This window comes from Acinetobacter sp. ANC 4779, assembly GCF_004331055.1.
Classification (GTDB): Bacteria; Pseudomonadota; Gammaproteobacteria; order Pseudomonadales; family Moraxellaceae; genus Acinetobacter.
Genome location: NZ_SJNU01000001.1, coordinates 118201 through 144483, shown reverse-complemented (window position 1 = coordinate 144483; position 26283 = coordinate 118201). Strand labels below are relative to the sequence as shown.

The window sequence follows — 26283 nt, the reverse complement described above, 5'->3', positions numbered from 1 at the left end:
TTGGATGGGGCAACAAAATCCGCACATATATCGACACATTTCTCTGGGTGCTCTGCAAAGAGTGGAGAATGCGGATATATGGAGGCCTAACCCAAACTTTAAGGTAAAGAAAATGGCAGATTACAACGTAAGCATGCGCGACCTTCTTCAAGCAGGCGCGCACTTTGGTCACCAAACTCGTTTCTGGAATCCAAAGATGCGTGAATACATCTTTGGTGCGCGTAACAAAATTCACATCATCAACCTTGAACACACTGTTCCTGCGTTAAATGATGCTTTGAACTTTGTTAACAATCTTGCTAGCAAAAAGAACAAAGTATTGTTCGTTGGTACTAAACGTGCTGCATCTAACATCATCCGTGAACAAGCGCAACGCGCTGGTCAACCATATGTTGATCACCGTTGGTTAGGTGGTATGTTGACGAACTGGAAAACTCTTCGTCAATCAATCAACCGTTTAAAAGACCTTCAAACTCAATCTCAAGACGGTACTTTCCTTAAGCTTACTAAACGTGAAGCTTTAGAACGTACTCGCGAGATGGAAAAACTTGAACGTGCTTTAGGCGGCGTTAAAAACATGGGTGGTTTACCTGACGCATTATTCGTAATCGACGTTGACCACGAATCAATCGCGATTAAAGAAGCTAAAAACCTTGGTATTCCTGTAATCGGTATCGTTGATACAAACTCTAATCCAGACAACGTAGACTACGTTATTCCGGGTAATGACGATGCAATCCGTGCCGTTACACTTTACGCTTCTGCTATGGCTGATGCGATTCTTGCTGGTAAAGAGTACGCTCAATCACAAGCAAACGCTCAAGCTAAAGTTGAAGAAGTTGCTAAAGAAGCTCCAGAGGCTTAATGCGTTTTGACGCAGGTTTGTCATTTTTGCGCCATGTAATGGTGGCAAATTAAGCGTCAAGAAAGCAGAACGGCCCAGAGAACACTTTGGGCCGTTTTTGTTGAACAGATTCATTTTTCTACCGTATTTAGGAGAACAACATGACTGCAGTTACTGCGAGCATGGTAAAAGAATTACGTGACCGTACTGGTCTTGCAATGATGGAATGCAAAAAAGCATTAACAGAATCGAATGGTGATGTTGAATTAGCGATTGATAATCTTCGCAAATCAGGTCAAGCAAAAGCTGCTAAAAAAGCAGGTAACATTGCTGCTGATGGCGCGATCACGGTTGCTCAAGAAGGCAATAAAGCGCTTCTTTTAGAAGTAAACTGCCAAACTGACTTCGTTGCTAAAGACGAAAACTTTGCTGGTTTCTCTGCTAAAGTTGCTGCTGCTGCGCTTGCTGCAAACGAAACTGATGCTGCTAAAATTGCTGAATTGAAACTTGAAGATGGCCAAACTGTTGAAGAAGCGCGTATTGCTCTTGTTCAAAAAATCGGTGAAAACATCCAAGTACGTCGTGCGAAAATTGTTGAAGGCGAAAACCTTGCAGTTTACAAACACGGTTTAAAAATCGGTGTTGTTGTGTCTTACACTGGTGATGCTGCGACTGGTAAAGGTATTGCAATGCACGTTGCTGCGTTCAATCCGGTTGCTGTAAATGCTGAAGGCGTATCTGCTGATCTTATCGCTAAAGAAAAAGAAATTGCTGAAGCGAAAGCATTAGAATCTGGTAAACCAGCGAATATTGTTGAAAAAATGGTAACTGGTTCAGTTGAAAAATACTTGAACGAAGTTGTTCTTGAGCGTCAAATGTACGTAATCGACAACGATAAGAAAGTTGCCGATGTTCTTAAGTCAACTGCTACTACAGTTGCTCAATTCGTTCGCTTTGAAGTAGGCGAAGGCATTGAAAAGAAAGCAGAAATGAGCTTCGCTGAAGAAGTTGCTGCTGCTCAAGCTGCTGCACAATAAGATTAACTTGATTTTTTAAGTTAAATTGTTTGAAAAAAGCCCCGTTTGGGGCTTTTTTTATAAAGATTATTTCTGTGAAGATAATTAAATTTTGAGGAGCGGAGATGGCAAATAAAACCAATCTGGGGGGTGGCGCAGTTATTATTGTATTAATTGCCGCATATTTGGGAATTGATTTACAAGAACAGCAAAATACTTCAAATCAAACGCTCACGGATTTAGAACCACAAGCCGAAATTTTATCGAAATCACAACAGAAAGCATCTATAGATTCGAATTTAGCAAATTTAGCCACGCAAAATAATGATCGAAAAATTCAACAGGCATTTCGAGAACAAAAAAGTGATATTCAAGTCCAGTCAAGTGGGCGAGTGAAAGCTGTTTTGCGTGATGATAATGAGGGTTCACGGCATCAAAAATTTATTTTGGAATTGGGGAATGGGCAAACGGTATTGGTGGCTCATAATATCGACTTAAGCCCACGCTTGGATGACTTGCAAAAGGGTGAAATTGTGCAATTTTATGGTGAATATGAATACAGTGATCAAGGTGGGGTAATTCATTGGACTCATCATGATCCACAAAAAAATCATGCGAATGGTTGGTTAAAGTATAAAGGAAGAACCTATCAATAAAGGTTCTTCGAAAGGCTAAAATGATGAAGGTGTCTAAATTACCCTCATTTGCGATTTTTGGCGTTTTTTCCATTTGGGTATCAATTTACCTAGATAGGCATCCATACACCATACCGGGCCAATGAGGAGGAATTGGAGGTCTTTAAGGAAAGAAGGCTTTTTACCTTCGACTTTGTGCCCATAAAACTGTCCAATCCAGGCCAAAACGAAAATTGCGATATAAAATCCGGTACCCACAGGTAAAATAAAAATAAGCCATGCCATAACAATCAGTAGGGCTGCCATTGCCACAGCAAGTACCAGATCAAGGCGCGCATAAAAAATAAAAGTTAACACTAATATCAGGGCGGTAAGTAACGCACTGAAATGAGCAAGAATTCCAATGATTGAAAAAAGGATTGCAGGCACACAAACCCAATGAATGGCTTTGTTGGTTTTGTCTTGATGGCTGTCACTGTATTCATCTAGCCATTCGGTTATTGTTTTCATTCTCCACTCCAGCAGGAATTAAGTTCCACAGACTTATTTTTATTCAAATTAAATATAAAGCAGAACGAGGGAGGGGTCAAAGGAGTTGGAAGCTCAGCCTCGTTCATTTTAAATAAACAGAATATGTAGTTAAATCTAAAACCGTATATCAGGTGTGTCACGGAGATTTAAGTTCTATATTTTTAAAGCTGGGATTTTGATAAATCTGCTGACCTTCCTTGTAAGTTGAGAGTATTTTTATATCTTTAATATTGTTGTTCGGAACAGTCAGAGGGTTGTCACTCAGGATTACAAAATCAGCCAGTTTTCCTTTCGTTAGAGTTCCTTTGCTATTTTCTTCAAAATATTGGTAAGCCGCCCAGTCGGTGAGCGACTTTAAGGCAATATAAGGACTAACACGTTGTTCAGCACCCAGTATTTTGCCACTGCGTGTAACGCGGTTTACAGTGCTATCCAGCGTCATCATGCTATGAGGTGGAATAACCGGAGCATCATGATGTTCGGTAAACAAAATTCCTTTGCGTAACGCAGAGCCTGTCGGTGAAATACGATTTGCCCGCTCGACCCCCAGTGTTTCTTCTCTGTGCCAGTCGCCCCAATAATAAGTATGTAATGAAAAAAAAGATGGAATGAGCTCAAGAGATTTAGCTTTGTCTAGCTGATCTTCACGTATGGTTTGCGCATGAATAATGACATTGCGTCGGTCTAATTTAGGATAGTGCTGGGTTGCAGTTTTAATATCATTTAAATATTGGTCAATTGCAGCATCACCATTGGCATGAGCCAAGATTTGCCAATGATGTTCAAATGCTAGATTAATTGTGTCCTGTAAAATTTTATTGTCAGGAAAGGCAGGATAGCCTGAATAGTTTTTAGCTTTGCCTTCTGGTGGAATTAAATAGGGCTGGGTCAGCCATGCCGTTTTACCCTGAGGTGATCCATCCAGACTGATTTTAACGCCCCCTATGCGAAAATGGTGATCATAGTTGCGACTCGTGCCATATTTAAGCATGTATTGTTTTTCGTTATTGATGTCGGGGTAAGCCACCAAATCAATCGATAGTTTTCCTTGTTTGGCCAAGTTTCGCCATAATTCACTTGTGCCTGCATCCGCACGACCTTCCTGAACGGTTGTGTAACCATTTTGGACATAGGTCTGAATAGCCAGAAGCGCCATTTTCTCCATAATATCGGGCGGGACATTTTTAAAAGCTTGCATCATGGCACTAAAAACAGCACTTTCTTCAAGCACACCATTTGGCTCCATGGAGTCATTCATCCGACGAATCACGCCACCAGACGGATTGGGTGTTTTTGCATTGATGTTGAGTATTTCTAAAGCCTTATGATTTACCGATGCTAGATGACCAGATTGATGCAGAATCAAGACCGGCTGATCCTTAGAGATCTGATCCAGTTCTGTTGCTGTAGGATGGCGTTTCTCTTTGAGTTGAGCATCATCATAACCGTTGCCCATAATCCAGCCGGATGTCTGAAAAAATTCGGGGTTTTGCTGCTGCCAGCTTTTCATGGCAGCAATTAGCGTGTGGATATCGCTCACTGCTCCATCGGGAGGAGGGTAAAGATTCGCAACCGTTTGTTGTAAGCCGACACTGTTGACATGGCTATGTGCATCGATGATACCTGGGATGACAGTGCGCTGTTCTAAATTAAGTTGCTGTGCTTGTGGGGCGATTTTACGTGCTTGTTGAAGTTTTCCACTAAACTGGATATGACCTGCTTGAATCAGTAAGGCTTCGACATAGGTCGGTTGCATTCCTTCCATGGTCAAAATGGGACCACCATAAACCAAGAGAGTATTAGATGCTTTTTCTTGAACCGGTTCATGTTGTGCTGTAGGTAAATTTGAGCATGCAACAAGCAAAGTGAATGGGACTGCCGAAATGATGCATTTGGCGATCAAGTGAGGTGTATGGCGCTTTTGGGGCTTCGGTAATATATTCATCCTCGACTCTTATCATTATTAATACGCTGTATTTATTAAACACCAAGAGCAGGCTTAAAACAAAGTTTTTTCAGGCATTAAAAAAGCCACATTACGTGGCTTTTAAGTCAAATGTATTAGGAGGCAAGCATCATCTTATGAATTTGGACCATCAACACGTTCAATATTTACTTTTGCAGTACCTGCATTGGTAATACCTAACTGTTTCGCAGCACCATAAGACAAGTCTAGAACTCGGTTGCCATGGAATGGACCGCGGTCATTTACTTTTACCACAACACTCTTGCCATTGGTTTTATTGGTTACGCGGATATAGCAGTTCAACGGCAGGCTACGGTGAGCTGCAGTTAGACCATTCATATCGAATGTTTCACCACTTGCTGTTTTACGACCATGAAACTGGCGACCGTACCAAGATGCAGCACCTGTTTGGCTAAATTTACGAACTGTATTTGATGCAACAGTATTTAGCTTTTCAATCACTGAAGGCTCGTCTTCAGGAATTTCAATTTTTGCTGCAATGGTTTGACGACGGATTTTATCGCCAGAACGCTCAGTGATTGAAAGACTATTTAAATTTGAGAAGTGTGAATTGAACTTTTGAGCGTCTTTATTAAGTACACGCGTAGCTAAGCGAGAGTTGTCATTATCTGTGTTGAATGATGTCTGAACCAATTCCGCTTGAGACTGACTCAGGGCAAAAGTGGTCGTTAAAGCTAAAATATATTTAACCGATGAATGCATTATTAAACTCCTAAAGACCATTGACTTAATTTCATTTAAAAACTTGAAATATAAGCAATCCAGTCTGTTAATTCTCTTTTGCAACTACATTTGACGAGATGGATAATATTCATGCCATGCTAAAGCTGTCTACTCTTTAACTGAAAATATTACAAAAAGGACAGAAATAGAACGTTTATCGGTTAAAAAATAATCAATATTGTAACAATATGTTTATAATGCCTGTTTTGTGCGCCATTTTGCATAAAAAAACCTTGACTTTTGTTATTTTTGGTAAAAACCAGCCTTAACGGCTGGCAATTTCGGTGCCTAATTGCCATACCGCAGTGGCATACATACGGCTCTTGTTATAGGTCGTAATCACTTGAAAATTTGGATAAGTTATATAATAAATTGGCGCATAACTCTCTTGAAGCTGAATAATATTCACCATATCTAGATCGTCTATTTTCACAATCGGATTTGTTGGCGTAACACCTTGATTCTTTAACACTCCATAAGGAGTGGGCTGTTCCAAATTTTTCGCGATAATCGATTCTGGATTATTTCCTGTATAGCGTGCTGAAAATCCAATTGGTTGATTGCGTTGCCAGCCATGTTGAGACAAATAATTGGCAATCGAGCCAATCGCATCTACCGCTGAATTTCTAAGGTCAATATGCCCATCCGCATCATAGTCAACGCCTAATTTGGGAATGTTACTTGGCATAAATTGAGGGTAGCCGATTGCCCCTGCATAAGAACCCTTCACTGAATTGGTGGGAATGCCATCTTTATATGACCATGCAATCAGTGCAGAGAGTTCATCTTGAAAATATTGTGCTCGTCGCTCATAACCAAAACCTAAGGTTGCCAATGCATCACGAGTGACAAAATTACCTTTATTTGCACCGAACCCCGTTTCTACACCTAAAATACCTAAAATTACTGCTTGAGGCACACCAAACTGTTGTTCAGCACGGTTTAAAGTGTCGGCATATTGATTTTTAAAGCGCACTCCGCGTTGGATGGTGCTTTCAGCCATAAAGTTGGTTTTATATTCGTACCAAGGCTTACTTTCGCCTGGGCGATTCATAATATTAATAATATTGGGAAGGTTTTTTGAGCCATTCATAGCCCAATCGACTTGCTCTGCACTTAAACCATAGGTCTGCATGGTTTTTTGTTTAAAGCTGTTATATGCAGGCAGATTGTAGAAATCATTGGCCTGACAGAAACTGGTGATAGAAAGTGCACCGAGAAGTAAAGGAAGACGTTTAATTTTGTTATAAAAGTTGATACTTAACATATTACTCAAAGTTCCAAAAACATAATCAGTGTGTGAATTGACATCACGACGCTAAAAGCCGCTATTACAAATATAAGGATTGAAAACCCATCCGTGAAAGGTAACGGAATTTTTCAAATGGTTAAGATAGCATTGACTGAGGCTACAACAACAATTACATATACAAAAAAAGACAAAGATCGTGGCTCTACATATAATTTTACGTATATGAGACCAGTTCTGATGGCTATATTTTGCGGTTAGAGACAAAAGGACAAAAATAAAAATTAATCCGATTACGTTAGCCAGTCAGGCGTGATGTTTGGTAGCAATTACAATGATAAGGTCTATCGAGATTTAGCGTAATAAATTTAGCCGTGATTGAGCTTTCTTAAACAGTATATGATTGGAAAAGCATCAGAATATGTTGTCTGATTAGACGAATACTTGTTGCCATCAAATCATCTGATATTTAACGATGAAATAAAATAATGCTTCCCGATTGTCTTGTGTTTCAGCTCTATAAAAAAGCTTTCATAAAGGCAAAAACGAGTGTGCGCCTATAGCCTTCTGTCTATTATTTAACAATCAGAAAATAGCTTTACTAAACAAAAATTTATTTATTTAACTTTTTGTTAATTATCACTGCTATAAAGGTGATAGGGATAATGATTTAGGTCGGAATAAGAATAGTACAGAGAATAAGCTTTGATAGAATTTAGCTTCCCACATCACTCTATATATAGAAAAATTTTTCATAAAAATGCAGGAATGTAAAAATGATAAATGCCCTGTTTCTGCAATCAATCTAAGATAAAGTAAATCTGTAAAAATGGATTCAGATCAATCATCCATGAAGGCAGTATTGTTTATTCTTTGTTTAATGATGCTTTGAGAGCAAAATTTTGTCATAAAAAAACCCAGCAATCGCTAGGTTTTAGATAGTTTAGAATACTTAAGCATGAAATAAGGTGTCGTGGTATTCCGCAAGTACCAGAAGCTCGGCTTTATTCAAATTTGGAATAATTTTATTCACTGCAATATGCACGGCTTTAATCACCGCAGCAGAGCCAATATCCGCTGCTTTACGCTTGATCATGCCTAAATCTAGGGTCTTGTTAAAGTCATTCATAAAATGACGCACGGTCGCTTCAGCAAATTGCTTATACGATTCGGTGAGCGCCGCCTTATTGATGTCATTACCCGCTTTAATTTCGGCATAACTATGTTTGAGGTTGGTCACCAAACTGGCATCTAAATGCTCGCCTACACGCAAGTTGCCTTCCGCATCTTTAAATAAGCTTTTTTCAGAAAACTCAATCGATTGCTTAACCACATCATTTGAAGATTTACCCATCAACTGTTTCAATAAGACAGCAACAGTAGATTTGATATAGCCCGCCAGTTTTTCAGCAGTATCGCGCTTATCGCTGGCTGGAAAACGACGCACCAGCTCAGTCAAAATGCCATCAATGATCTCTTCATTAATCAGCAATGCGGTCTTGTCGCGTAAAGGGTAAAGCGGTTCGCTGGAATTTTTCTTTTCCTGAGCGGTTTGAATACTGCTTAATAATTCTGCAGAAGGAATAAATCCAAAAAATGGCATGTTAAAAAACCTCAATGTTCTTTATTTTATTGTCGCGCCAAACGAATGGGGCGAGGCATCCATGTCGCATCCGATACACGGCAAGGGTTGATGTCTAATCCACCACGACGTGTATAAGTTGCATAGACCATCAGCTTTTCTGGCTTAAGGTTTTGCCAAATATCGGCAAACATCTGTTCCACACATTGTTCATGGAAACCATTATGCTGACGGTAAGAAATAATATAAGCTAAAATACTGCGATAACAAGGTTTTTTACCCTGATATCGAATAAAAACTGTACCCCAATCGGGCTGACCAGTGACCGGACAGTTACTGCGTAGTAAATGTGAATACAGTTGAATTTCGACTTCGTCAGTATTTTCTGGATCTAATTTTAATAAAGTCGCATCTGGATGGTTCTCTAAGCGTTCAGGGCTTAAATCATCAATACAAATCCCTTCAGGTTTAGAAATATCCAGATCATCTGCTTGGAATAAAGTCAGGCTGATTGGTGCGCCTGCCGCTGCTGATAAATCTTTTTCAACCGTCGCAATAAAACTATCTTTTGAATCGAATTGAGTAAAGTTCATACTATTAAAATAGAGCTTCAACGATTTTGATTCGATCAGGTTTGGCGATGATGCCGGTAAGCTCATACGACCAATTGCAACCTGTGGAATGCCTGCTGCATTTAACCAGGAAATTTCAAAAACATGCCACCAGTCTTGACCTTGCTGAATGCCTTCAACATGGGCATATTTTTCACGGGCTTGAGCGCGTGCAATTGGAAACAGAATAGCGGGTTGATAGTCTGTCGGATAATTGGTTTCTTTACCTAAGGGAGAATGTTCTACACTCATTATTCACGCATTCCTGAACCACGAGAAAGTAAATAGTAAGCTACGCCGTAAAGTGCCACACAACATAAGGTGATGATGCTTAATGAAAGTGAAACATTGACATCACTATGACCTAAAATGCCGAAACGGAAAGCATTGACCATATATACGATCGGGTTAATTAAAGAGAGATTTTGCCAAAATGGGCTTAAGGCACTAATGGCATAGAATACACCACCTAAATAGGTGAGTGGAGTCAATACGAAAGTGGGGATAATCGAAATATCATCAAAAGATTTCGCATAAACCGCATTAATCAGACCGCCAAGTGAAAACAACAATGAGGTAATTAAAACGGTATATATGGTCACAAACCAGTTGGTGATATATAAGTCAGTAAAGAACATGCTCATGGCAGTCACCAGAATGCCGACCAAGACGCCACGACACACACCCCCAATCACATAGCCCCATAGAATCATATGCAGCGGCACAGGGCTCATGATCAGCTCTTCAATACTTTTTTGAAATTTTGCACTAAAGAAACTGGAAGATACGTTGGCATAGCTATTGGTAATCACGGCCATCATAATCAGGCCGGGCACAATAAACTGCATATAGCTAAAGCCGCCCATTTGGCCAATACGAGATCCGACCAAATTACCAAAAATCACGAAGTACAAACTCATGGTAATGGCAGGAGGTAACAGGGTTTGCGGCCAGATGCGCATAAAACGACGCACTTCTTTATGCACTAAGGTATAGAGCGCAACACTGAGTTGATTAAAGTTCATTGCGCTGCTCCATCAAGATTTTTTTCGACCATTTTCACAAACAGTTCTTCTAAGCGATTCGATTTATTACGCATACTGCGCACTTGAATGCCTTGCGCTTCCATAAGCTGGAACAATTCATTCACGGTATGTGCTTTGTCCATGGTGACTTCTAAAGTGACAGGATCGATTAAATTAAAACGCACACCAATAATTTCAATATTGACGGGTTCAATCGGTTCGACCAAATCAAAAATAAAGGATTCTTCACTGAGCTGATTCAAGAAAGATTTCATGCTGGTGTCTTCTTTAATCACACCACGGTCAATAATGGCAATGCGACGACACAACATTTCTGCTTCTTCTAAATAATGCGTAGTCAGAATAATAGAGGTGCCATTTTCATTCATTTCGGTGAGAAAATCCCACATTGAACGGCGTAATTCAATGTCTACACCGGCAGTCGGTTCATCCAGAATAAGCAGTTTAGGCTGATGCATCATGGCACGGGCAATCATTAGACGGCGTTTCATCCCACCAGAAAGCATACGTCCTTGAATGGCACGTTTATCCCAAAGACCAAGTTTTTCTAAGTATTGCTCAGCCCGTTGTTCCGCAATTTTTTTTGGAATGCCGTAATAACCGGCTTGAGTCACTAAAATGTCAAAAGTTTTTTCAAATTGACCAAAGTTGAATTCTTGCGGTACAACGCCTAAGCATTGTTTGGCTTCAGATGGATGCGTGTCCAGATTATGGCCAAAAATTTCAACTGTACCTGATGTTTTTTTTGTAAGTGAACTAATGATGCTGATGGTGGTCGATTTACCTGCGCCATTGGGTCCGAGGAGTGCATAAAACTCACCTTCAGGTACAGTTAAGTTGATACCTTTCAATGCTTGAAAACCATTTCGGTAAGTTTTAGATACGTCTCTCAAGCTCAATGCATCAGTCATAAAGTTCTCACATGGTGAATAATATGAGTATTGTGAGTGATCTTTGCTAATAAACCAAGTAAATAAGGAGGAATTCTATGTTGCAATTATGGAACATTGCTCAAAGTCTGAGCACAAAAAATGATGACTTCTATATAGTTGCTTTACCTTATGGTTTTTTTTGTTATGATGTGCACGCGCGCTCATAGCTCAACTGGATAGAGTACAGGTCTCCGAAGCCTGTGGCGTGGGTTCGAGTCCCGCTGAGCGCACCAAATTTTTAAAAAAGAGGACATTTTGTCCTCTTTTTTCTATTTGGAATTTTAATTTCCAATCGACCAGCGTCTATTTACTGATTTTCCTGCGTTATTATAATTAATTACTTTGGCATAGTTACCGACTGCAGTTGCATTTTCAGGAATATCTTTCGTTACCACACTACCTGCACCAATCGTAACATTATTGGCAATATGCACATTGCCAATCACGCAAACATTTGGCCCAATATAAACATTGTCACCAATGATGGCAGCTTGAGTGCCGCCATTTGCACCAATGGTAATATATTGTGAAGGATTGACATTATTGCCAATAATTGTAGTGGGGTTAACCACAAGTGGCCCGCCATGACCAATATAGAGTCCATAGCCTATTTTTGTGCTGCAATGAATATCTATACCGTATTTTTTCTTTTTATAATAAAAAATTGGGTAAGCAAATTTCGCAATAATGGATTGAGAGCCTGCCAGTCGTAGCCAAAAGCTGAAATTAAAGCCACGATTAAAAAAGTAATTTTTAATAAATGAACTGAATTTGGTGTTGCCACAGTATCGATATAAGTCACTTAGAATTAATTGAACTAACATTGCGTCAGACTCGTCAAAAATGCTGGGCCATTTTACGCGATTCAACTGAAGAAGGATCTATAGGGGAGTGAATGCAATCATCTACTAAAATTAAAAATTATCAATTGTATTTTTTTTATACAATTATTTTAGAGTGTTAACTAGCCTTGCCAGAAAAATTGTATGCGCTTATAGTAAATCTACAGTAGGTCGTAGATGACGCTACAAAGTAGTTGGACGGATTAATGACAGCTCGTTGAGTTTACAACCTTAGGGTTGAACAATAAATCAGCACTAGCCTTCCAACATAAAAGCCCGCAGAAATGCGGGCTTTCTTATTTTTATATCAAAAAATTATTGTTGTGATTTTAATTTTAACGAGTTCAGGTGTGCTGTGAAAAATGGATGCTGTTTTGAGTGATTTTTAACTTTTTGTCTGCATGATTTAAAATAAATGCTAGATATCTGATTATAAAAAATTACATTGCCAAGAAATCTAACATTTCCAAGTCCTATATATGAAAGAACCTATGCTATAAAAAGACTCATTAAATCAGATAACAAGAGAAACACTATGAATGAAATGATTGAGGTGAAGGTAAAAGACCAGTTTAGTAAAATACATGAAGTGTATGCATTACTTCGAACTATTCCGGAGCACGCTGAGTCGAATAAATTATCAATATTTCAAAGAATTGAACATATTGTTGTAAATGGTGAAATTATTCTACCCAGTATCGAATTGCTTTTTGAGAGTTGCAAGTCAGACAGTATTTATCGCATTGTTGAGTAATGCACGTATGGTTAAATATCCAGTTGTTTTCATTTACCAATATTACAGATAAAAAACTCACTTACAGGGTGAGTTTTTTAATAACTTTAATTTAGTATCTCGACTCTGTTGAATCTTTAATTATCAATGATATGAAATAAAAAAAAGCCCACCGAAGTGAGCCAAGGGCTAAAACTCATAATAAATTTACTTCGACATCATATTTAACAAATTCTTGCATAATGCTTTGAATGACTTTAATTCCAATTTCATCATTACAGCTGAATTGTTCATCCCTGCCTTGGGCGCTGTCATAACATTCGATTTGCTGAATCAACCAATGATTCTCAACTGCTGTTTCGTGAATGATGACTCGAACAGGTTGCAGATTTTCACTGACTTGGCGCGGCAATACACTGGTAATTGCAAGTTGAATGTTGGCTAACTCATCTCTAGAATTTAAAAATGTCAGCACCCAATTGCCTACTTTTTTTAAGTACATCGGATTATCTGCTGGATCAAATTCTAAATAATGTAGAGACGTCATAATGAATTACCCCTCAAATACTTACTATATGAAGTTTTTACAGAGTAATCGCTATTGAGCAAAGGTCGTATTTAGAGGTTGTTTTTAGATTTTGCTGTCTACAACCGAGTTGTACTGATTTAAATCTCATTGTTTTATCGAAAGAAAAATACAATGCAATTGTCTAGTTAAGACCTGAAATGAATCATGAAACAGAAAAATCCTCTTAACTGTTATGAAGCATTTAACTTTTGTAGAGAAAAATTGATTTGCTTTAAACATTGATTCAATTCGTGGGCAGGAATACGGCTTTCTTGTAATGAGGTAATCCACTGCATCTGACAAAGTTTTAAACTGCGTAAATCTTGGGTGTGTAGAATCCGAGTCGTCAGTTGTTTTGCCATTAAGCCACAGTTTTGTTGGAGCAGATGTGCCATTAATTGTTTTACTTCTTCAAAATCTAGGGCATCAATAATAACTTCTTTGATTTCATTCTGCGTTTCTATTGCCTGAGAGCTGTGATGAATAATAGATGAAATAGAGGAGGAACCAGAAGTGGTGGTAATCGCTTCAGCAAATTTTTCAGCAAGTGGTGGGGGTAGTTGAGTTGAAAGGCTGGTTTCAATTTCACTATTAACTATAGGTGAAGAAACTGGTGTTTGAGTTTGCTGTGGGGTAAAACAAGCAATTAAGCCCATATCGAGCAATTGTTCGAGTAATTCTACGGGTGCAATACGTTTTTTAAATTGTTCATTAAGGAGATTAAAATCTTCTGTGCCAATCAGAAGTAATAGTCTACGTTGGCGAGCATTCAAATCCATTGAACGCTGTTTTAAACTTTCAATGCCTAAGTCGGTTTTATGATATTGAGACATGCCTTAATTTACTCTCCAAAATAAATTAAGGCAGATTGTATTTAGTAATAATGACAATAATATGTAAAAAATATTACAAATCAAAAGATTATAAGGTAACTATTTTTGCATTTTCGATTGCTTTACGTAAGTAAGGGTCTAGGTCTTCTTGACGAAGCAGCCACTGCATATAATCTGCAGGTAAATCGGTGATGGCAGTGCCACGATGTTTACCAAAATTAATGCTACGTGGAATACGTGCATCTTCAGATGCTGCATAAAGTTCTTCAATACTTTTAATTTTTAGATGATGGATTTCATGCATTAAAATATTCGCGGTTAAAATAATATCCATATCGGCACGATGTGCTTTTTTAATCATATCGCGGGCTTTTGCACTGCCTTTGGTAATCATATAAATCAGCGCAGAAATATTATGTGCTTCAGCATCTGGCCAGACTAAACGTGCAAGGGCAAGGGTACAAATGGCTTTAATATTTTTGCAATCTACGCCACACTTTTCAAGTGCGCGAATATCGTAATCAATGTTATGACCGATGATATAAGTGGTATCGCTTGGCAAGGTGAAAGTTTTATAGTGGGGCTGATCGATTAACTCAGACTCTAAAATATGATGCACCGCCATTGCCGCATAAGAAATGGGTTCATCTACACTATACAGTTGGTCAAAAATTTGGGTTTTGTCGAGGCTGAGTTTGCCCTCATTAATTTGAACAGGTGCATACGCAATCTCAATCGGCTGTCCATTTAAAGTATGGGTTTCTGTATCGAGAATAATTGCTTGCATGACCTGATCCATAACTGTAGCGAAAGTTTGAATAAATTTAACACTTTCAAATGCGCTGACACAAACCGAAAACAGTGACTTTGAGTCATTCTTTCTTATTTCTTTCTAAAGATGGTGTTTAAATCGTCTTATTTTAAGTCACCCTCCGAAATTAGACCTTTAGATAGACATAAAGGCAGCCTATCTTCATGCTCCGTCAATTTGATAGCTTAAGTAAGCACGGTATTCAAATATCGTACATTGCGTAGAATCGCAATCTAAAATAAGAAAAAATTATTGTTTGATGGCGATTTTATGATGGATAAAGGCTTGTTTAAACGACCGTAAAATACATTTTGATGTTAGCTTAATTTATTGGTTTTAGGAGTTCAAATGTTCTTAATTTGATTATATTTTTAGATAAATTTTGAGAAAAATTTGTTCGTAATGAATCGGAAGAAATAGCGATACTCACTTATTTAATAAATTTTATTTTTTAATACTTGTTCAACTTAAATAAATAGAATTTCAGGAAAACAAGATCAATAATCTTCTATTTCACTAAACTAAATTGTTGTATATTTGTAAGTGAAATATAGGGAAGATATTAAAAATCAATTGCTTATATTGTGTAAAAAATTATTCAATTTTATTGTGTTTATTTGATCTGAAATTACATTGTTTAAAATCAAGAATAAAGGTAATAATTCTTATCTTCATGATACTTAAATCATCACAACAAAAAATGTATAAGGAAATGCACATGAAAAAAACATTGCTAACAGTGTTAATGAGTAGTTCGGTCATATTTTTATCTGCATGCGGAAGTGACGATAATGATTCAGTCTTTAATGGCCCGAATAATGGAATTCCGGTCAATAATATTCAGAACCCTGTAGTTGGTATTCCTATTACCTATATAGATAAGGACGAAGCAACTAATACCCTTTTGAATTCAGTGAGTTCACAAAGTACTTTAATGACATATAAAATGTTAGGAGTGGACAATAAAGAGGTTATGGCGACAGCTTTAGTATTTGTACCTAACAAGCCCGCACCTGCAAATGGTTGGCCGATTGTGGCTTGGGCACATGGAACCACAGGTGTTGCAGATCAATGTGCACCAAGTCAGCAAGGCCTAAAGGGTACTCAAGATCTTCTAGAAAAATTGCTTGCAGCAGGCTATGTGGTCGTGGCCCCGGATTATGAAGGTTTGGGAGAACCGAGTGGAAAAGAAGTTCATCCATTCCTCAACCTAAAAAGCGAAGCATATTCAATTACTGATGCTGTGGTGGCAACACGTAACTATTTAGACAAACAAGGTAAAAAAACTGCTCCACAGTGGGTAACGGTAGGGCATTCTCAAGGTGGACAGGCAGCTTTGGGCGCTGCGCAATATGCTTCAAGAGCAAAACTTGATTATAAGGGAACGATCGCTATTGCACCGGCCTCTAATCTCGATACGATTTTTGATTTCGGCACACAGTATGCGCAGACTCCTCTACCTCCAGCTGATAAAATAGGCATATACGCATCATTAAATACCTATGCTGCATTGATTGTAGCAGGCATGCAAAGTCAACCAAATCCTGCAACGTATACACAAGTGTTTCAGCCTGAGGCGGCAATAACCGCAGCTGATGCAACTACGATTTGCGCTACGCCCTTAGGTGGAAAGTTTGCGGGAGAAATGGGTGCGGTATACCAAGCTAATCCATTGTTAACAGGTTATTTAACCCAGACAGATTTTATGAAAGTACCTATGGTGGCAACTTTTATTAACAAAACGGCTCAACCATTAACGGTGAAAGTAACTACACCAATTAAGATTTATCAGGGTCAATTGGATACTACAGTTCCTAAAGTTGCCACTGATAAACTGGTTAAGTCGGCGAGATCCAATGGAACGGTTATAGAGGATAAAAATTATCGAATTGGACTTTGGGATCATACGAGTGCATATACCTCAAATATTGATAATATCGTCAATGATGTTAAAGAGATGATGCCAATACCTGCTCCATAATTTGCATTGACATAAATAGCTCATGTTTTTAATTAAATATGAGCTATTTTTATTTAACACTGAACAAAGTTCATTCTCGATATTTGTAAACTTCATGCTACAATACGCGCCAATCTTAGCACGGCTTAAAAGCCCTAATTTATAGGACCTCGCTAATGTTTGCCAATATCTCGATTTCTGAATTTGACCCGGAATTAGCTAAAGCAATTGATGCTGAAGGTGAGCGCCAAGAAGCGCACATCGAGCTAATCGCTTCTGAAAACTATTGCTCTCCAGCAGTTATGGAAGCTCAAGGCTCAAAACTCACTAACAAATATGCAGAAGGCTACCCTGGTAAACGCTATTATGGCGGTTGCGAATATGTAGACATCATCGAACAATTGGCGATTGACCGTGCTAAAGAACTCTTTGGTGCTGATTATGCTAACGTTCAGCCACATGCTGGTTCACAAGCAAACTCTGCTGTTTACCTAGCACTTCTTAACCCGGGCGATACAGTTTTGGGTATGAGCTTGGCTCACGGTGGTCACTTGACTCACGGTGCAAAAGTTAGCTTCTCTGGTAAAACCTATAATGCGATTCAGTACGGCTTAAATGTTGAAACTGGCGAGATCGATTACGAAGAAGTTGAACGTTTGGCTGTAGAACACAAGCCACGCATGATCGTTGCTGGTTTCTCTGCATATAGTCAAATTGTTGATTGGCAACGTTTCCGTGAAATCGCGGACAAAGTTGGCGCTTACCTATTTGTAGATATGGCACACGTTGCAGGTCTGGTTGCTGCGGGTGTTTACCCAAGCCCAGTGCAAATTGCTGACGTAACCACAACCACTACGCATAAAACACTTCGTGGCCCACGTTCAGGTTTAATCCTGGCTAAAGCAAACGAAGAGATTGAGAAAAAACTTCAATCTGCAGTATTCCCAGGCAACCAAGGTGGTCCACTGGTTCATGCTATTGCGGCTAAAGCGATCTGCTTTAAAGAAGCGATGGCGCCTGAATACAAAGAATATCAAAAACAAGTTGTGGTAAATGCTAAAGCAATGGCTGAAGTATTAATCGCACGTGGTTACGATATCGTTTCTGGCGGTACTGAAAACCACTTGTTCTTATTGTCACTGATCAAACAAGACGTGACTGGTAAAGAAGCAGATGCTTGGTTAGGTGCTGCTCATATTACTGTGAATAAAAATGCTGTACCAAATGACCCACGTTCTCCGTTCGTGACTTCTGGTATCCGTATTGGTACACCAGCTGTAACAACTCGTGGTTTCGGTGAAGCTGAAGTACGTGAACTTGCTGGCTGGATCGCAGATATCCTTGATGCAAAAGGCGATGAAGCGGTAATTGCGACGGTTAAAGAAAAAGTTGCAATTGTTTGCGCTAAATTTCCTGTTTATGCAAAATAAGTTAACGACTTGAGAAAGCCCCCTCAAGGGGGCTTTTTTTATATATGATCAAAAGTCATATTTTTCAAAAATCATATTTCTGCTATAACAGAATAATACTCCATAAAAGATATAACTCATTTTGCTATTGCTGTAATGACATCTTTCGTTTAAAGGAATCAGGTAAATGGCTAAACCAACAATTATTATTTCACAACAAGATCTTCAACGTTTAGAAACCATGCTTGATCATCAATCTAAACTGAGTCCAACGATGCAACATCTTGAAGATGAACTTGCCCGTGCAGATGTGGTTGCTCCACAAGATGTTCCTGGAAATGTAGTGACCATGAATGCGCGTGTGCGTATTACCATTGCGCCTGCTAGCGAATCTACGGATATTACTTTGGTTTATCCGCATGATTTTCGCGGTGAAAAAGGCCAAGTTAATGTTCTTGCTCCGGTAGGCGCAGCAATTCTGGGGCTGGCAGAAGGACAGGAAATTGAATGGCCGCAACCTGATGGTCATTTAATGAAAGTGAAGATTGAAAAAGTGTTGTATCAGCCCGAACGTGAAGGTGATTATCTGTAATCATTTAGAATAAAATGTCCCCTAGTTAGGGGCTTTTTTAATGGCTAATTTTTAATTATTTAACTAATAATGTAGCAAAAAGTTCACTGCCTACATCAGGAATCTTCAACACTTAAGCATGTATTGTGCTGAACACTGTCAAACGTTTGACAGTGTAAGGGCAGACTGTATTTCTACCGCACAACGTTGCAATAAAGATTGAAAATATAGGGTATAGCTATGAGCCAAATTCAAACCAAATCATAACTGGTCGTATTGGTGCGGAAATAGCAGGGTTTAAACTTTCTTTAACTTTAGATCAGGACACGGTCTATGAAATTAGCCTTGCTTTAGTTAAGTACAAAACAATCTTCTTTAAAAATCAGCAGCATTTAACCGATGATGAACAAGAAGGTTTTGCCGCATTATTAGGTAAACCTTTTAATCATCCAACGGTTCTGGTAAAAAGCGGAACAGCGCATGTGCTTGAGCTGGATTTACTTGGTGACCGAGCAGATACAGGGCATACCGATATTACTTTTATAGAAGATTATCCAAAGGCTACCATTTTACGCAGTATCGTGGCACCGCTAGCAGGCGGTGATACCGTTTGGGCCAATACCACATCTGCCTATAACGACTTACCAGCAGAATTGAAAATTTTGGCAGATAGCTTGCGTGCAGTGCATAGTAATGATTATGACTATGCCTCTAAAGTCACCACCAATACGCGAATAGATGCTGAAAAATATCTTGAGTTATTTAACTCGACTGAATATGAAACAGAGCATCCATTGGTTCGTGTACATCCTGAAAGCGGTGAAAAAACATTATTATTGGGTCACTTCTTCAAGCGATTTGTCGGTTATAGCAATCAAGATTCACGTCGCTTATTTGAACTATTCCAAGATTATGCCGTGAATTTGGAAAATGTCGTTCGCTGGCGCTGGAGTGTCGGTGATGTCGCAATCTGGGATAACCGTGCAACCCAGCACCGTGCAATTAATGATTATGGTGATGACTTGCGTGTCGTGCGCTGTGTCACTATTGAAGGGGGTATCCCCGGTGGGTGTTGATGGTCGTCCAAGTGTGAGCTTGAAAAAAGTGGTGAAACAAGATATTTCTAATTTCACCTTTGAAAATGGTCAGATTTTAGAAAAAGCATCCTAATGAATCAGTGACCTGACTTACGCTATTTATAAGGGTAGTGAGCTGAATTCGAGATATACATAGCGTTAAAACTTAGTTGGACTAAAGCGATGAACAACCTAGTATCGAGGGTACTAGGTTTTTTATTTTGAATAAGTTCGATAAACCCATATGCTCACTCGTGCAGAAAAATTACAGCAAATTTTCAAGGAGGATGCAGTCTTTTCAGCATTCAATGCACAGTCACATCAGATTTTAATGCAGCAGGTGAAATATCTACGTTTTTACCTCAGCAACATATTTTACGTTATCAGCAAAAACTGGATGATGTCTATGTGCTGCTGTCTGGACGGATGCAGATTGGCTGGTTGCTCAGTGAGGGTGAGTTTAAAGTCAGTGATTACGTGAACATGTATTCAGTGTTCAATCTCGTGCCATTTTTACAGCAGAAACCGCTGAACTTTGATTTTTATGCCGTAGAACAAGTCGAAGTCGCAATAATTTCAGGTCAGGTTTTTTTAGAGCAATTACAACAGTAGCCACAAGCCATGTGGCAGATTATTCAATTGTTGAGTGAGCGCATATACGGCTTGATGGATAAAATCCTTTATCTGCAAACGGCGGCTATTAATCAAAAAATGCACGGTATTTAATGATCTTGGGGCAGCAGACAACACTCCTAAGTCCGCCGAATTTCCCTATTTAATTTATAATGAGTGAGCAAAACTTTGCCAAATTACTCAATGTGTCCCGACAAACCTTAAATAAGCAGCTGCAATATTTTATACAGGAACACATTGTAGAGTGGAGTGATAGCCAAATTCGTATTATCGATATTCATCGCTTAAAACAAATCAGTCAGTTATAGCAGTATGGCTCAAAAATGCTAAAAACTGATATTTTATAAGGTTATAGAGTGTGGTATAAAAATTAGGCAATAAAAAAGGCAAAGTAAACACTTTGCCTTTTTTGATCTGTACTGATCTTAGTGGTGATGACCACCAGCGCCGTGTACATGACCGTGTTCTAATTCTTCAGCAGACGCTTCACGAATTTCAACAATTTCAACTTCGAAAGTTAAATCTTGACCAGCAAGCGGGAAGTTAGCATCCACAACAATTGTGTCGCCTTCAACTGCTTTAACAGTCACGATTTGAACGCCGTCATCAGTTTGAGCTTGGAACTGCATACCTGGTTGGATGTTGTCCACGCCCTGGAACATTTGAGCAGGAACTTCTTGAACCATTTCTGGGTTGTATTCGCCATAACCTTCAGCAGCAGGAACGTTTACAGTGAATTTTTCACCAACAGTTTTGCCTTCCAAAGCATTTTCTAAACCTGGGATGATGTTACCTGCACCGTGCAAATATGCAAGTGGTTCACCTTGTGATTGGTCGAGAGTTTCGCCTTCTGCGTTAGTCAACGTGTAGTGGAAAGAAACCACGAGGTCATTTGCAATAGCAGTCATGTTATTGATCCATTCAATTTTTAAAGGGGACATCATAAAGTGAAAAGCAGATTTTGTAGATCATATTTATCAAAAATCTGCATTTTCTACGTTTTTAATGGCATTTTGTTAATAATAGGGACGCTTTTAAAAATTTCAATGCAATTTTATCTTTGGACCTGTTTTTCTTGTGACAAAATCTTTGGCGGTCAAAAGACCCGCATGCGCGTAGCCATGAATTGCAGCTTGATGTAGTCGATATAAAGAAACGTACATTGATTTCGCCAGAAAACCCTGCACATTGACTTGCCCGAGCAATTCTCCCACTGCTTTGTTGTGGCTTAATGACACCAGTGAACCTTTGTCGGAAAATTTGAACATCGGTTGTGGTTTGCCTTGAATACGAGCTTTCATGGCCCTGACCAAGAAACTGGCCTGTTGGCTGGCGACTTGAGCGCGAGGGCCGAGTACAGGTTCATCAGCAGTCGGTTGGCAATGGGCACAGTCACCAAAAGCAAAAACATTTGGGTCAGATAAAGTTTGTAGCGTTGCATAGACTTTTAACCGGTGAATATTGTCTTTTTCAAAGTCTTTTAATTTTTCCAGAACAGCCGGGGCTTTAATTCCTGCCGCCCAGACTTTTAGTTCTGCATCTATAGAGCTTCCATCGGCAAAGTAGACTTTGTCAGCATCGACTTTAGCCACCCGATGCTGGGTCAAAACCCTAATTCCGAATTGCGCTAATTGATGACTTGTGTGGTTGGCAATGGTTTCAGAAAGGGCAGGCAAAATCCGGTCAGCCGCTTCTATCACGGTAATAGTGACATTTTTCGGGTCAATTTTATTTAAGCCATATTTAAAGAACGTCTGTTTGGCTTGAAACAGTTCGGCTGCAAGTTCGATACCGGTAGCGCCTGCACCAATAATCGCGATATTTAATGCGCGTGTCATCTCATGGTTTTGGGCTTCAAGATATAAATGCAGTAAATCTTGCTGAAATACATCTGCCTGTTTACGGCTATCGAGAAAATGACAGTACTGTTTCACTCCTTCGGTATTAAAGTCATTCGATGTTGAACCGATTGCAATAATAAGGGTGTCGTAATCCAGACGAATATTTTTTTGGATTGGGTCGGGTTTAGATAAATGCGCTGTTTCAAGAACGATTTGTTTGCTTGTCTGATCAATTTCAATAAAGCTGCCTAAGACAAACTCATAATGATGTTTGGAGGCATGCGCGAAATAGTTAGTTTCTTCAGCATGTGGATTGAGTGTGCCCGCCGCAATTTCATGTAAAAGCGGTTTCCAGATATGGGTCAGTTTCTGATCGACCAAGGTGATTTTGGCTTTATTGCTTTTACCTAAAGTATTGCCCAGTTGGGTCGCCAGTTCTAAACCACCTGCGCCACCACCGATAATGACAATTTTATGTAGATTACTCATTTTTAACCTATTTGTTATTTTAAAGACAAAAAAAGAAGATGGCATCAATATGCCATCTTCAATTTGTTGCTTTTGTTCAGATTGTTATACAGCTTACATAATTTAAAGAAATGTCACGCAATTAGCCTAGAGGATAAGTTTTGACTTCAACTTCATCGCTAGAGAAAAAAGTGAAAAGCTGCTTAACCCAGATGGCAATTTTCTGGAAGAAATTGGCTTCTTCAATGCGCACATCATTTTCAATTGCGATGGTGCGAATCAACTGGTTATTTTGATAAACCTGCACGGTTGCCAATTCCATCACTTTAGCTAAGGGGGCAGTCAGAAATTTTTCTTTGATTTCGACATTTAAGTGAGTTTTTGTTTCTTGTAATGGTTCGATCGCCTGAATTGTTCCATTGCCTGTATTCAGCATAATGCGCTGATTCACGGTGTCATAAGTTTGCAGATCAATCGCATAAGGCTGGTCATATAAAGAGGTAGTAATAATTTGCGGTTTGCTGGTTTCAAGTTTAAACATTTTTAAAGTGGATTTGATCACCGGTAATTCAGCAATCAGCTGCTTGTCTTTAATCGCCACTTCATTGCGCGTATAGGTATAAGCCATGTCGAGAAGGGTGTGAGCAACTTCAGCACGTTTTAGAGCGTTTTTTGTGCCCATGACCACGACTATCAGACGGCGTTCCCGCAATTCAGGATTAGCCGTAGGGCGGTGCGCAGTAAGTGCGAGGTTATAACCTGCCGCTTTGGTAAAACCGGTTTTTAAACCATCAACACTTGGGTCAAATTTAAGCGCCAAATTGGTTGCACGGTGAAAACGCTGCTTATAACTGAAACTCGGCATCACTGAATAGTGCAAGTATTCAGGTGTCTGTAATGTTAAAGCCTGACCCAGAAGTGCCATGTCATGGGCTGATGAAAAATGATCCGGCATGGTGACACCAGGCGCATTGGCAAAATGCGTATCGCTCATCCCCAAGGCTTTGGCCTCAAGATTCATGCGCTCAATAAAAGCCGGTACTGTACCTGAAATACGTTCCGCTAAAGTTACGGCTGCATCATTGGCTGACATCACCACCAAACCTGCCAGTAGCTGATCAACGGAAATCTGTTCACCTTCTTTCAGGTACATTTGTGATTCATCCCACTGCACCATTTTTACCACCGGTGTTGCAGTGATGATTTCATCCTTTTTTAAATGACCCGCTGCAATGTCTTTGAGCGCTATATAAGCCACCATCATTTTGGTCATGGATGCCGGCGCACGTTGCTCATGGCTATTGTGCTCAGCAATCACTTGTCCGGATTGGGTATCAAGAATGGTCCAGGCCGGTGCTTCAACGCTTTCCGGAACGAGGTTCAGTAATGCGGCATTGACTATTGTGGAGCACAATAAACTGAGTGATGCGAGAAGGTAGATAACAGCTTTCAATGATGTTCCTTTATTTGCCAATCCATTGACTTTAAAAATGCAAAAACCTTGGGCATGCTATGCTTTTTTTTTAGCAATGGCTAGTCAGAATTGTAGACAATTGCGACAGTTCAGCATTGTTTTACAAAAAAATGCTAAGCTAGCCCTAAGTTCAGTTTTTTTATTTTGTATTGCCCATTATGTTGCATTATCAAATCGAATTTGACGATTATCGTCAGCATTTAATTCACGTGACTCTTCGCTTTTTAGCAGATCCTACTCAAGTATTATCACTGCCAACCTGGATTCCGGGAAGCTATCTGATTCGCGAGTTTTCCAAGCATCTTGAGTCAGTCAAAGCCTACGATGAAGATGGCCGAATTCTACAGATTCAGAAATTTGAAAAGAATAAATGGCGTTTATTTAATACCGATCATGAACTGATTACAGTTGAATATGACGTTTATGCCTATGACTTGTCTGTTCGTGGTGCCTATGTAGATCAAACACGTTTATACGTCAATCCGGCCTGTGCATGTTTAGGGCTAGAAGGTCAGGAAGATAAAGCCATTGAAGTTGAAGTGTTTCTTCCACCAGAGCTGAAACACTTCCAATTGGCCACAGGTTTAGAAAATAAGAGCCTAGTTAAAGGTCGCCATACCTTAAAAGCTAAAAACTATGCGCAGCTGATTGACTCGCCATTTGAACTGGCAGATCAAACCCGTTTTAGTTTTGAAGCCAATGGCATTGCGCATGAGTTCGTGGTTTCAGGCAAACACACCATGAATGCCGAACGTATGCAGCAAGACATTGAAAAAATCTGTAGCACAGAAATTTCAATGTTTGGTTCCGCGCCCTTTGAAAACTATACCTTCATGACGATGGCAACAGGCAATAGCTATGGCGGTTTAGAACACCCGAATAGCACCAGCCTGATTACACCACGTGATGACCTGCCAAAAGCGGATGAGCCTGTTGAGCCTTCAAAAGATTATCAACGTTTCTTGGGTTTATGCAGCCACGAATATTTTCACTCTTGGCTGGTAAAATTTATTCGTCCTGAAAACTTCGTCAATTATGATTTAAATAGAGAAGGCTATACCTCACTGCTTTGGATTTTTGAAGGCTTTACTTCTTATTACGATGATCTGATTTTGCTGCGTAGCGGTGTCATCAGTCAAGAATCATATATTGCCTTATTAAAAGCTCAGATTGATCGTTACCTGCAAAATCCGGGTCATGCGATTCAAACTGTGGCGGAATCAAGTTTTGATGCATGGGTGAAATTCTACCGTCAGGATGAAAACTCGAATAATGCAGGTACTAGCTATTACAACAAAGGTTGTTTGGTTGCGTTGTGTCTGGATTTAGGATTGCGTCTTAAGGGTTCAAGCCTTGATGCACTCATGCGTAAACTGTATGAAAATGCGCAACAGGGCATTCAGGTGAATGAACGTACTATCTTTGATTTGTGTCAGGAGTTGACGGGTCAAAGTTGGCTTGAGCAAATTAACCATTTGATTAACACCACAGATGAATTGCCACTGGATCAGTTATTGCCTGAATTTGGTCTCAGTTTTGAATTGAAAAATGAAAAAGCGTTGCCATTCGGACTCAAAGTTACAGATAAACCTGAAGGTGTAGTGATTCAACAGGTTCGTCGTGACAGTGTAGCGACAAAAGCCGGTCTTTCTGCCAATGATGTGATTGTTGCGATTGACGGCTTAAAAGCGTCTGAAAAACTTGTTGAGAAATATTCAAAACAACAAGGCACTTTCACTGTATACACATTCCGCCGTGATGAATTTATTCAGTTTGAAGTTCAAGGTGGGGTAATTGATTTGACCACGGTTGAATTGAAAGTTGAAGATCAGGAAAAAGCAGAGAAATGGCTTAAAGCTTAATTTGCTAGTTTTATTAAAGTTATGTAAAACCGATGCTTATGCATCG

Annotated in this window: 26 protein-coding genes and 1 tRNA gene; 12 read left to right on the top strand and 15 right to left on the bottom strand. The window is 39.4% G+C overall.

Annotated elements, in window-relative coordinates:
* The first annotated feature begins 112 nt into the window (after nucleotides 1-112).
* From rpsB to E0H80_RS00670, 3 genes are all read left to right on the top strand, one after another.
* Nucleotides 113-865 (top strand): 30S ribosomal protein S2, encoded by a 753-nt coding sequence (gene rpsB / locus E0H80_RS00680; RefSeq protein ID WP_067867857.1) that lies wholly within the window; start codon nucleotides 113-115, stop codon nucleotides 863-865.
* 140 nt (nucleotides 866-1005) lie between these two features.
* Complete coding sequence (tsf, locus tag E0H80_RS00675) at nucleotides 1006-1881, top strand: translation elongation factor Ts (RefSeq protein WP_131362289.1); 876 nt, start codon at nucleotides 1006-1008, stop codon at nucleotides 1879-1881.
* Between the two features lie 104 nt (nucleotides 1882-1985).
* Nucleotides 1986-2516 carry a DUF3465 domain-containing protein gene (locus E0H80_RS00670; RefSeq protein ID WP_131362287.1) on the top strand — a complete coding sequence of 177 codons (531 nt, stop codon included), beginning with the start codon at nucleotides 1986-1988 and terminating at the stop codon, nucleotides 2514-2516.
* A 33-nt stretch (nucleotides 2517-2549) separates the two neighbouring features.
* Here E0H80_RS00670 and E0H80_RS00665 read toward each other — a convergent pair whose 3' ends face one another.
* From E0H80_RS00665 to E0H80_RS00630, 8 genes are all read right to left on the bottom strand, one after another.
* Nucleotides 2550-3005 (bottom strand): DUF962 domain-containing protein, encoded by a 456-nt coding sequence (locus tag E0H80_RS00665; RefSeq protein WP_131362285.1) that lies wholly within the window; start codon nucleotides 3003-3005, stop codon nucleotides 2550-2552.
* Between the two features lie 157 nt (nucleotides 3006-3162).
* A complete protein-coding gene (locus tag E0H80_RS00660; RefSeq protein ID WP_131362283.1) occupies nucleotides 3163-4971 on the bottom strand; it encodes an amidohydrolase in 1809 nt (602 codons plus the stop codon).
* Between the two features lie 135 nt (nucleotides 4972-5106).
* On the bottom strand, nucleotides 5107-5715 hold the full coding sequence (locus E0H80_RS00655; RefSeq protein WP_067867839.1) for a septal ring lytic transglycosylase RlpA family protein: 609 nt from the start codon (nucleotides 5713-5715) through the stop codon (nucleotides 5107-5109).
* Between the two features lie 286 nt (nucleotides 5716-6001).
* A complete protein-coding gene (mltB, locus tag E0H80_RS00650; RefSeq protein WP_131362280.1) occupies nucleotides 6002-7003 on the bottom strand; it encodes a lytic murein transglycosylase B in 1002 nt (333 codons plus the stop codon).
* Between the two features lie 934 nt (nucleotides 7004-7937).
* The gene (locus E0H80_RS00645; RefSeq protein ID WP_131362278.1) at nucleotides 7938-8588 is read right to left on the bottom strand and encodes a hypothetical protein; all 651 of its coding nucleotides are present in this window, start codon (nucleotides 8586-8588) and stop codon (nucleotides 7938-7940) included.
* A gap of 26 nt (nucleotides 8589-8614) precedes the next feature.
* Nucleotides 8615-9430, bottom strand: coding sequence for an NADPH-dependent 7-cyano-7-deazaguanine reductase QueF (gene queF, locus E0H80_RS00640; RefSeq protein ID WP_131362276.1), 816 nt, complete (start codon nucleotides 9428-9430; stop codon nucleotides 8615-8617).
* Nucleotides 9430-10203 (bottom strand): ABC transporter permease, encoded by a 774-nt coding sequence (locus tag E0H80_RS00635; RefSeq protein ID WP_067867827.1) that lies wholly within the window; start codon nucleotides 10201-10203, stop codon nucleotides 9430-9432. The genes queF and E0H80_RS00635 overlap by 1 nt, the downstream gene beginning before the upstream one ends.
* Nucleotides 10200-11135, bottom strand: coding sequence for an ABC transporter ATP-binding protein (locus E0H80_RS00630; RefSeq protein ID WP_067867824.1), 936 nt, complete (start codon nucleotides 11133-11135; stop codon nucleotides 10200-10202). Before E0H80_RS00630 ends, E0H80_RS00635 begins: the two co-directional genes overlap by 4 nt.
* A gap of 178 nt (nucleotides 11136-11313) precedes the next feature.
* On the opposite strand from E0H80_RS00630, the gene E0H80_RS00625 reads away from it, so the two are divergent.
* A tRNA-Arg gene (locus E0H80_RS00625) sits at nucleotides 11314-11389 on the top strand.
* A 48-nt stretch (nucleotides 11390-11437) separates the two neighbouring features.
* Here E0H80_RS00625 and E0H80_RS00620 read toward each other — a convergent pair.
* A complete protein-coding gene (locus tag E0H80_RS00620; protein ID WP_131362274.1) occupies nucleotides 11438-11980 on the bottom strand; it encodes a serine O-acetyltransferase in 543 nt (180 codons plus the stop codon).
* Between the two features lie 553 nt (nucleotides 11981-12533).
* Between E0H80_RS00620 and E0H80_RS00615 the strand changes: the two genes are divergently transcribed.
* Nucleotides 12534-12752 (top strand): hypothetical protein, encoded by a 219-nt coding sequence (locus E0H80_RS00615; RefSeq protein WP_131362272.1) that lies wholly within the window; start codon nucleotides 12534-12536, stop codon nucleotides 12750-12752.
* Between the two features lie 175 nt (nucleotides 12753-12927).
* Here E0H80_RS00615 and E0H80_RS00610 read toward each other — a convergent pair whose 3' ends face one another.
* The 3 genes from E0H80_RS00610 to E0H80_RS00600 all read right to left on the bottom strand — a co-directional run bounded on the left by E0H80_RS00610 (nucleotide 12928) and on the right by E0H80_RS00600 (nucleotide 14919).
* Nucleotides 12928-13278, bottom strand: a complete 351-nt coding sequence (locus E0H80_RS00610) for a hypothetical protein (RefSeq protein ID WP_131362270.1) — start codon at nucleotides 13276-13278, stop codon at nucleotides 12928-12930.
* Between the two features lie 212 nt (nucleotides 13279-13490).
* Nucleotides 13491-14132, bottom strand: coding sequence for a hypothetical protein (locus E0H80_RS00605; protein WP_131362268.1), 642 nt, complete (start codon nucleotides 14130-14132; stop codon nucleotides 13491-13493).
* Between the two features lie 88 nt (nucleotides 14133-14220).
* The gene (locus tag E0H80_RS00600) at nucleotides 14221-14919 is read right to left on the bottom strand and encodes an exonuclease domain-containing protein (RefSeq protein WP_131362266.1); all 699 of its coding nucleotides are present in this window, start codon (nucleotides 14917-14919) and stop codon (nucleotides 14221-14223) included.
* 742 nt (nucleotides 14920-15661) lie between these two features.
* Between E0H80_RS00600 and E0H80_RS00595 the strand changes: the two genes are divergently transcribed.
* From E0H80_RS00595 to E0H80_RS00570, 6 genes are all read left to right on the top strand, one after another.
* Complete coding sequence (locus E0H80_RS00595) at nucleotides 15662-16924, top strand: alpha/beta fold hydrolase (protein WP_131362264.1); 1263 nt, start codon at nucleotides 15662-15664, stop codon at nucleotides 16922-16924.
* A 155-nt stretch (nucleotides 16925-17079) separates the two neighbouring features.
* Complete coding sequence (gene glyA / locus E0H80_RS00590; RefSeq protein ID WP_131362262.1) at nucleotides 17080-18333, top strand: serine hydroxymethyltransferase; 1254 nt, start codon at nucleotides 17080-17082, stop codon at nucleotides 18331-18333.
* A gap of 166 nt (nucleotides 18334-18499) precedes the next feature.
* Nucleotides 18500-18904, top strand: coding sequence for a nucleoside diphosphate kinase regulator (rnk, locus tag E0H80_RS00585; protein ID WP_067867761.1), 405 nt, complete (start codon nucleotides 18500-18502; stop codon nucleotides 18902-18904).
* A 191-nt stretch (nucleotides 18905-19095) separates the two neighbouring features.
* On the top strand, nucleotides 19096-19959 hold the full coding sequence (locus E0H80_RS00580) for a TauD/TfdA family dioxygenase (RefSeq protein ID WP_323052962.1): 864 nt from the start codon (nucleotides 19096-19098) through the stop codon (nucleotides 19957-19959).
* A gap of 225 nt (nucleotides 19960-20184) precedes the next feature.
* On the top strand, nucleotides 20185-20571 hold the full coding sequence (locus E0H80_RS00575) for a cyclic nucleotide-binding domain-containing protein (RefSeq protein WP_131362260.1): 387 nt from the start codon (nucleotides 20185-20187) through the stop codon (nucleotides 20569-20571).
* A gap of 173 nt (nucleotides 20572-20744) precedes the next feature.
* Nucleotides 20745-20900: a helix-turn-helix domain-containing protein gene (locus E0H80_RS00570; protein ID WP_131362257.1), complete on the top strand. Its 156-nt coding sequence runs from the start codon at nucleotides 20745-20747 to the stop codon at nucleotides 20898-20900.
* Between the two features lie 117 nt (nucleotides 20901-21017).
* Here E0H80_RS00570 and slyD read toward each other — a convergent pair whose 3' ends face one another.
* The 3 genes from slyD to E0H80_RS00555 form a co-directional block, all read right to left on the bottom strand.
* Nucleotides 21018-21500 carry a peptidylprolyl isomerase gene (gene slyD, locus E0H80_RS00565; RefSeq protein ID WP_067867757.1) on the bottom strand — a complete coding sequence of 161 codons (483 nt, stop codon included), beginning with the start codon at nucleotides 21498-21500 and terminating at the stop codon, nucleotides 21018-21020.
* Between the two features lie 135 nt (nucleotides 21501-21635).
* Nucleotides 21636-22922: an NAD(P)/FAD-dependent oxidoreductase gene (locus E0H80_RS00560; RefSeq protein WP_131362255.1), complete on the bottom strand. Its 1287-nt coding sequence runs from the start codon at nucleotides 22920-22922 to the stop codon at nucleotides 21636-21638.
* A 121-nt stretch (nucleotides 22923-23043) separates the two neighbouring features.
* Nucleotides 23044-24354, bottom strand: coding sequence for a D-alanyl-D-alanine carboxypeptidase PBP6B (locus E0H80_RS00555; protein ID WP_131362253.1), 1311 nt, complete (start codon nucleotides 24352-24354; stop codon nucleotides 23044-23046).
* Nucleotides 24355-24533: 179 nt separating this feature from the next.
* On the opposite strand from E0H80_RS00555, the gene E0H80_RS00550 reads away from it, so the two are divergent.
* The gene (locus E0H80_RS00550; RefSeq protein ID WP_131362251.1) at nucleotides 24534-26237 is read left to right on the top strand and encodes a M61 family metallopeptidase; all 1704 of its coding nucleotides are present in this window, start codon (nucleotides 24534-24536) and stop codon (nucleotides 26235-26237) included.
* Nucleotides 26238-26283: the final 46 nt, after the last annotated feature.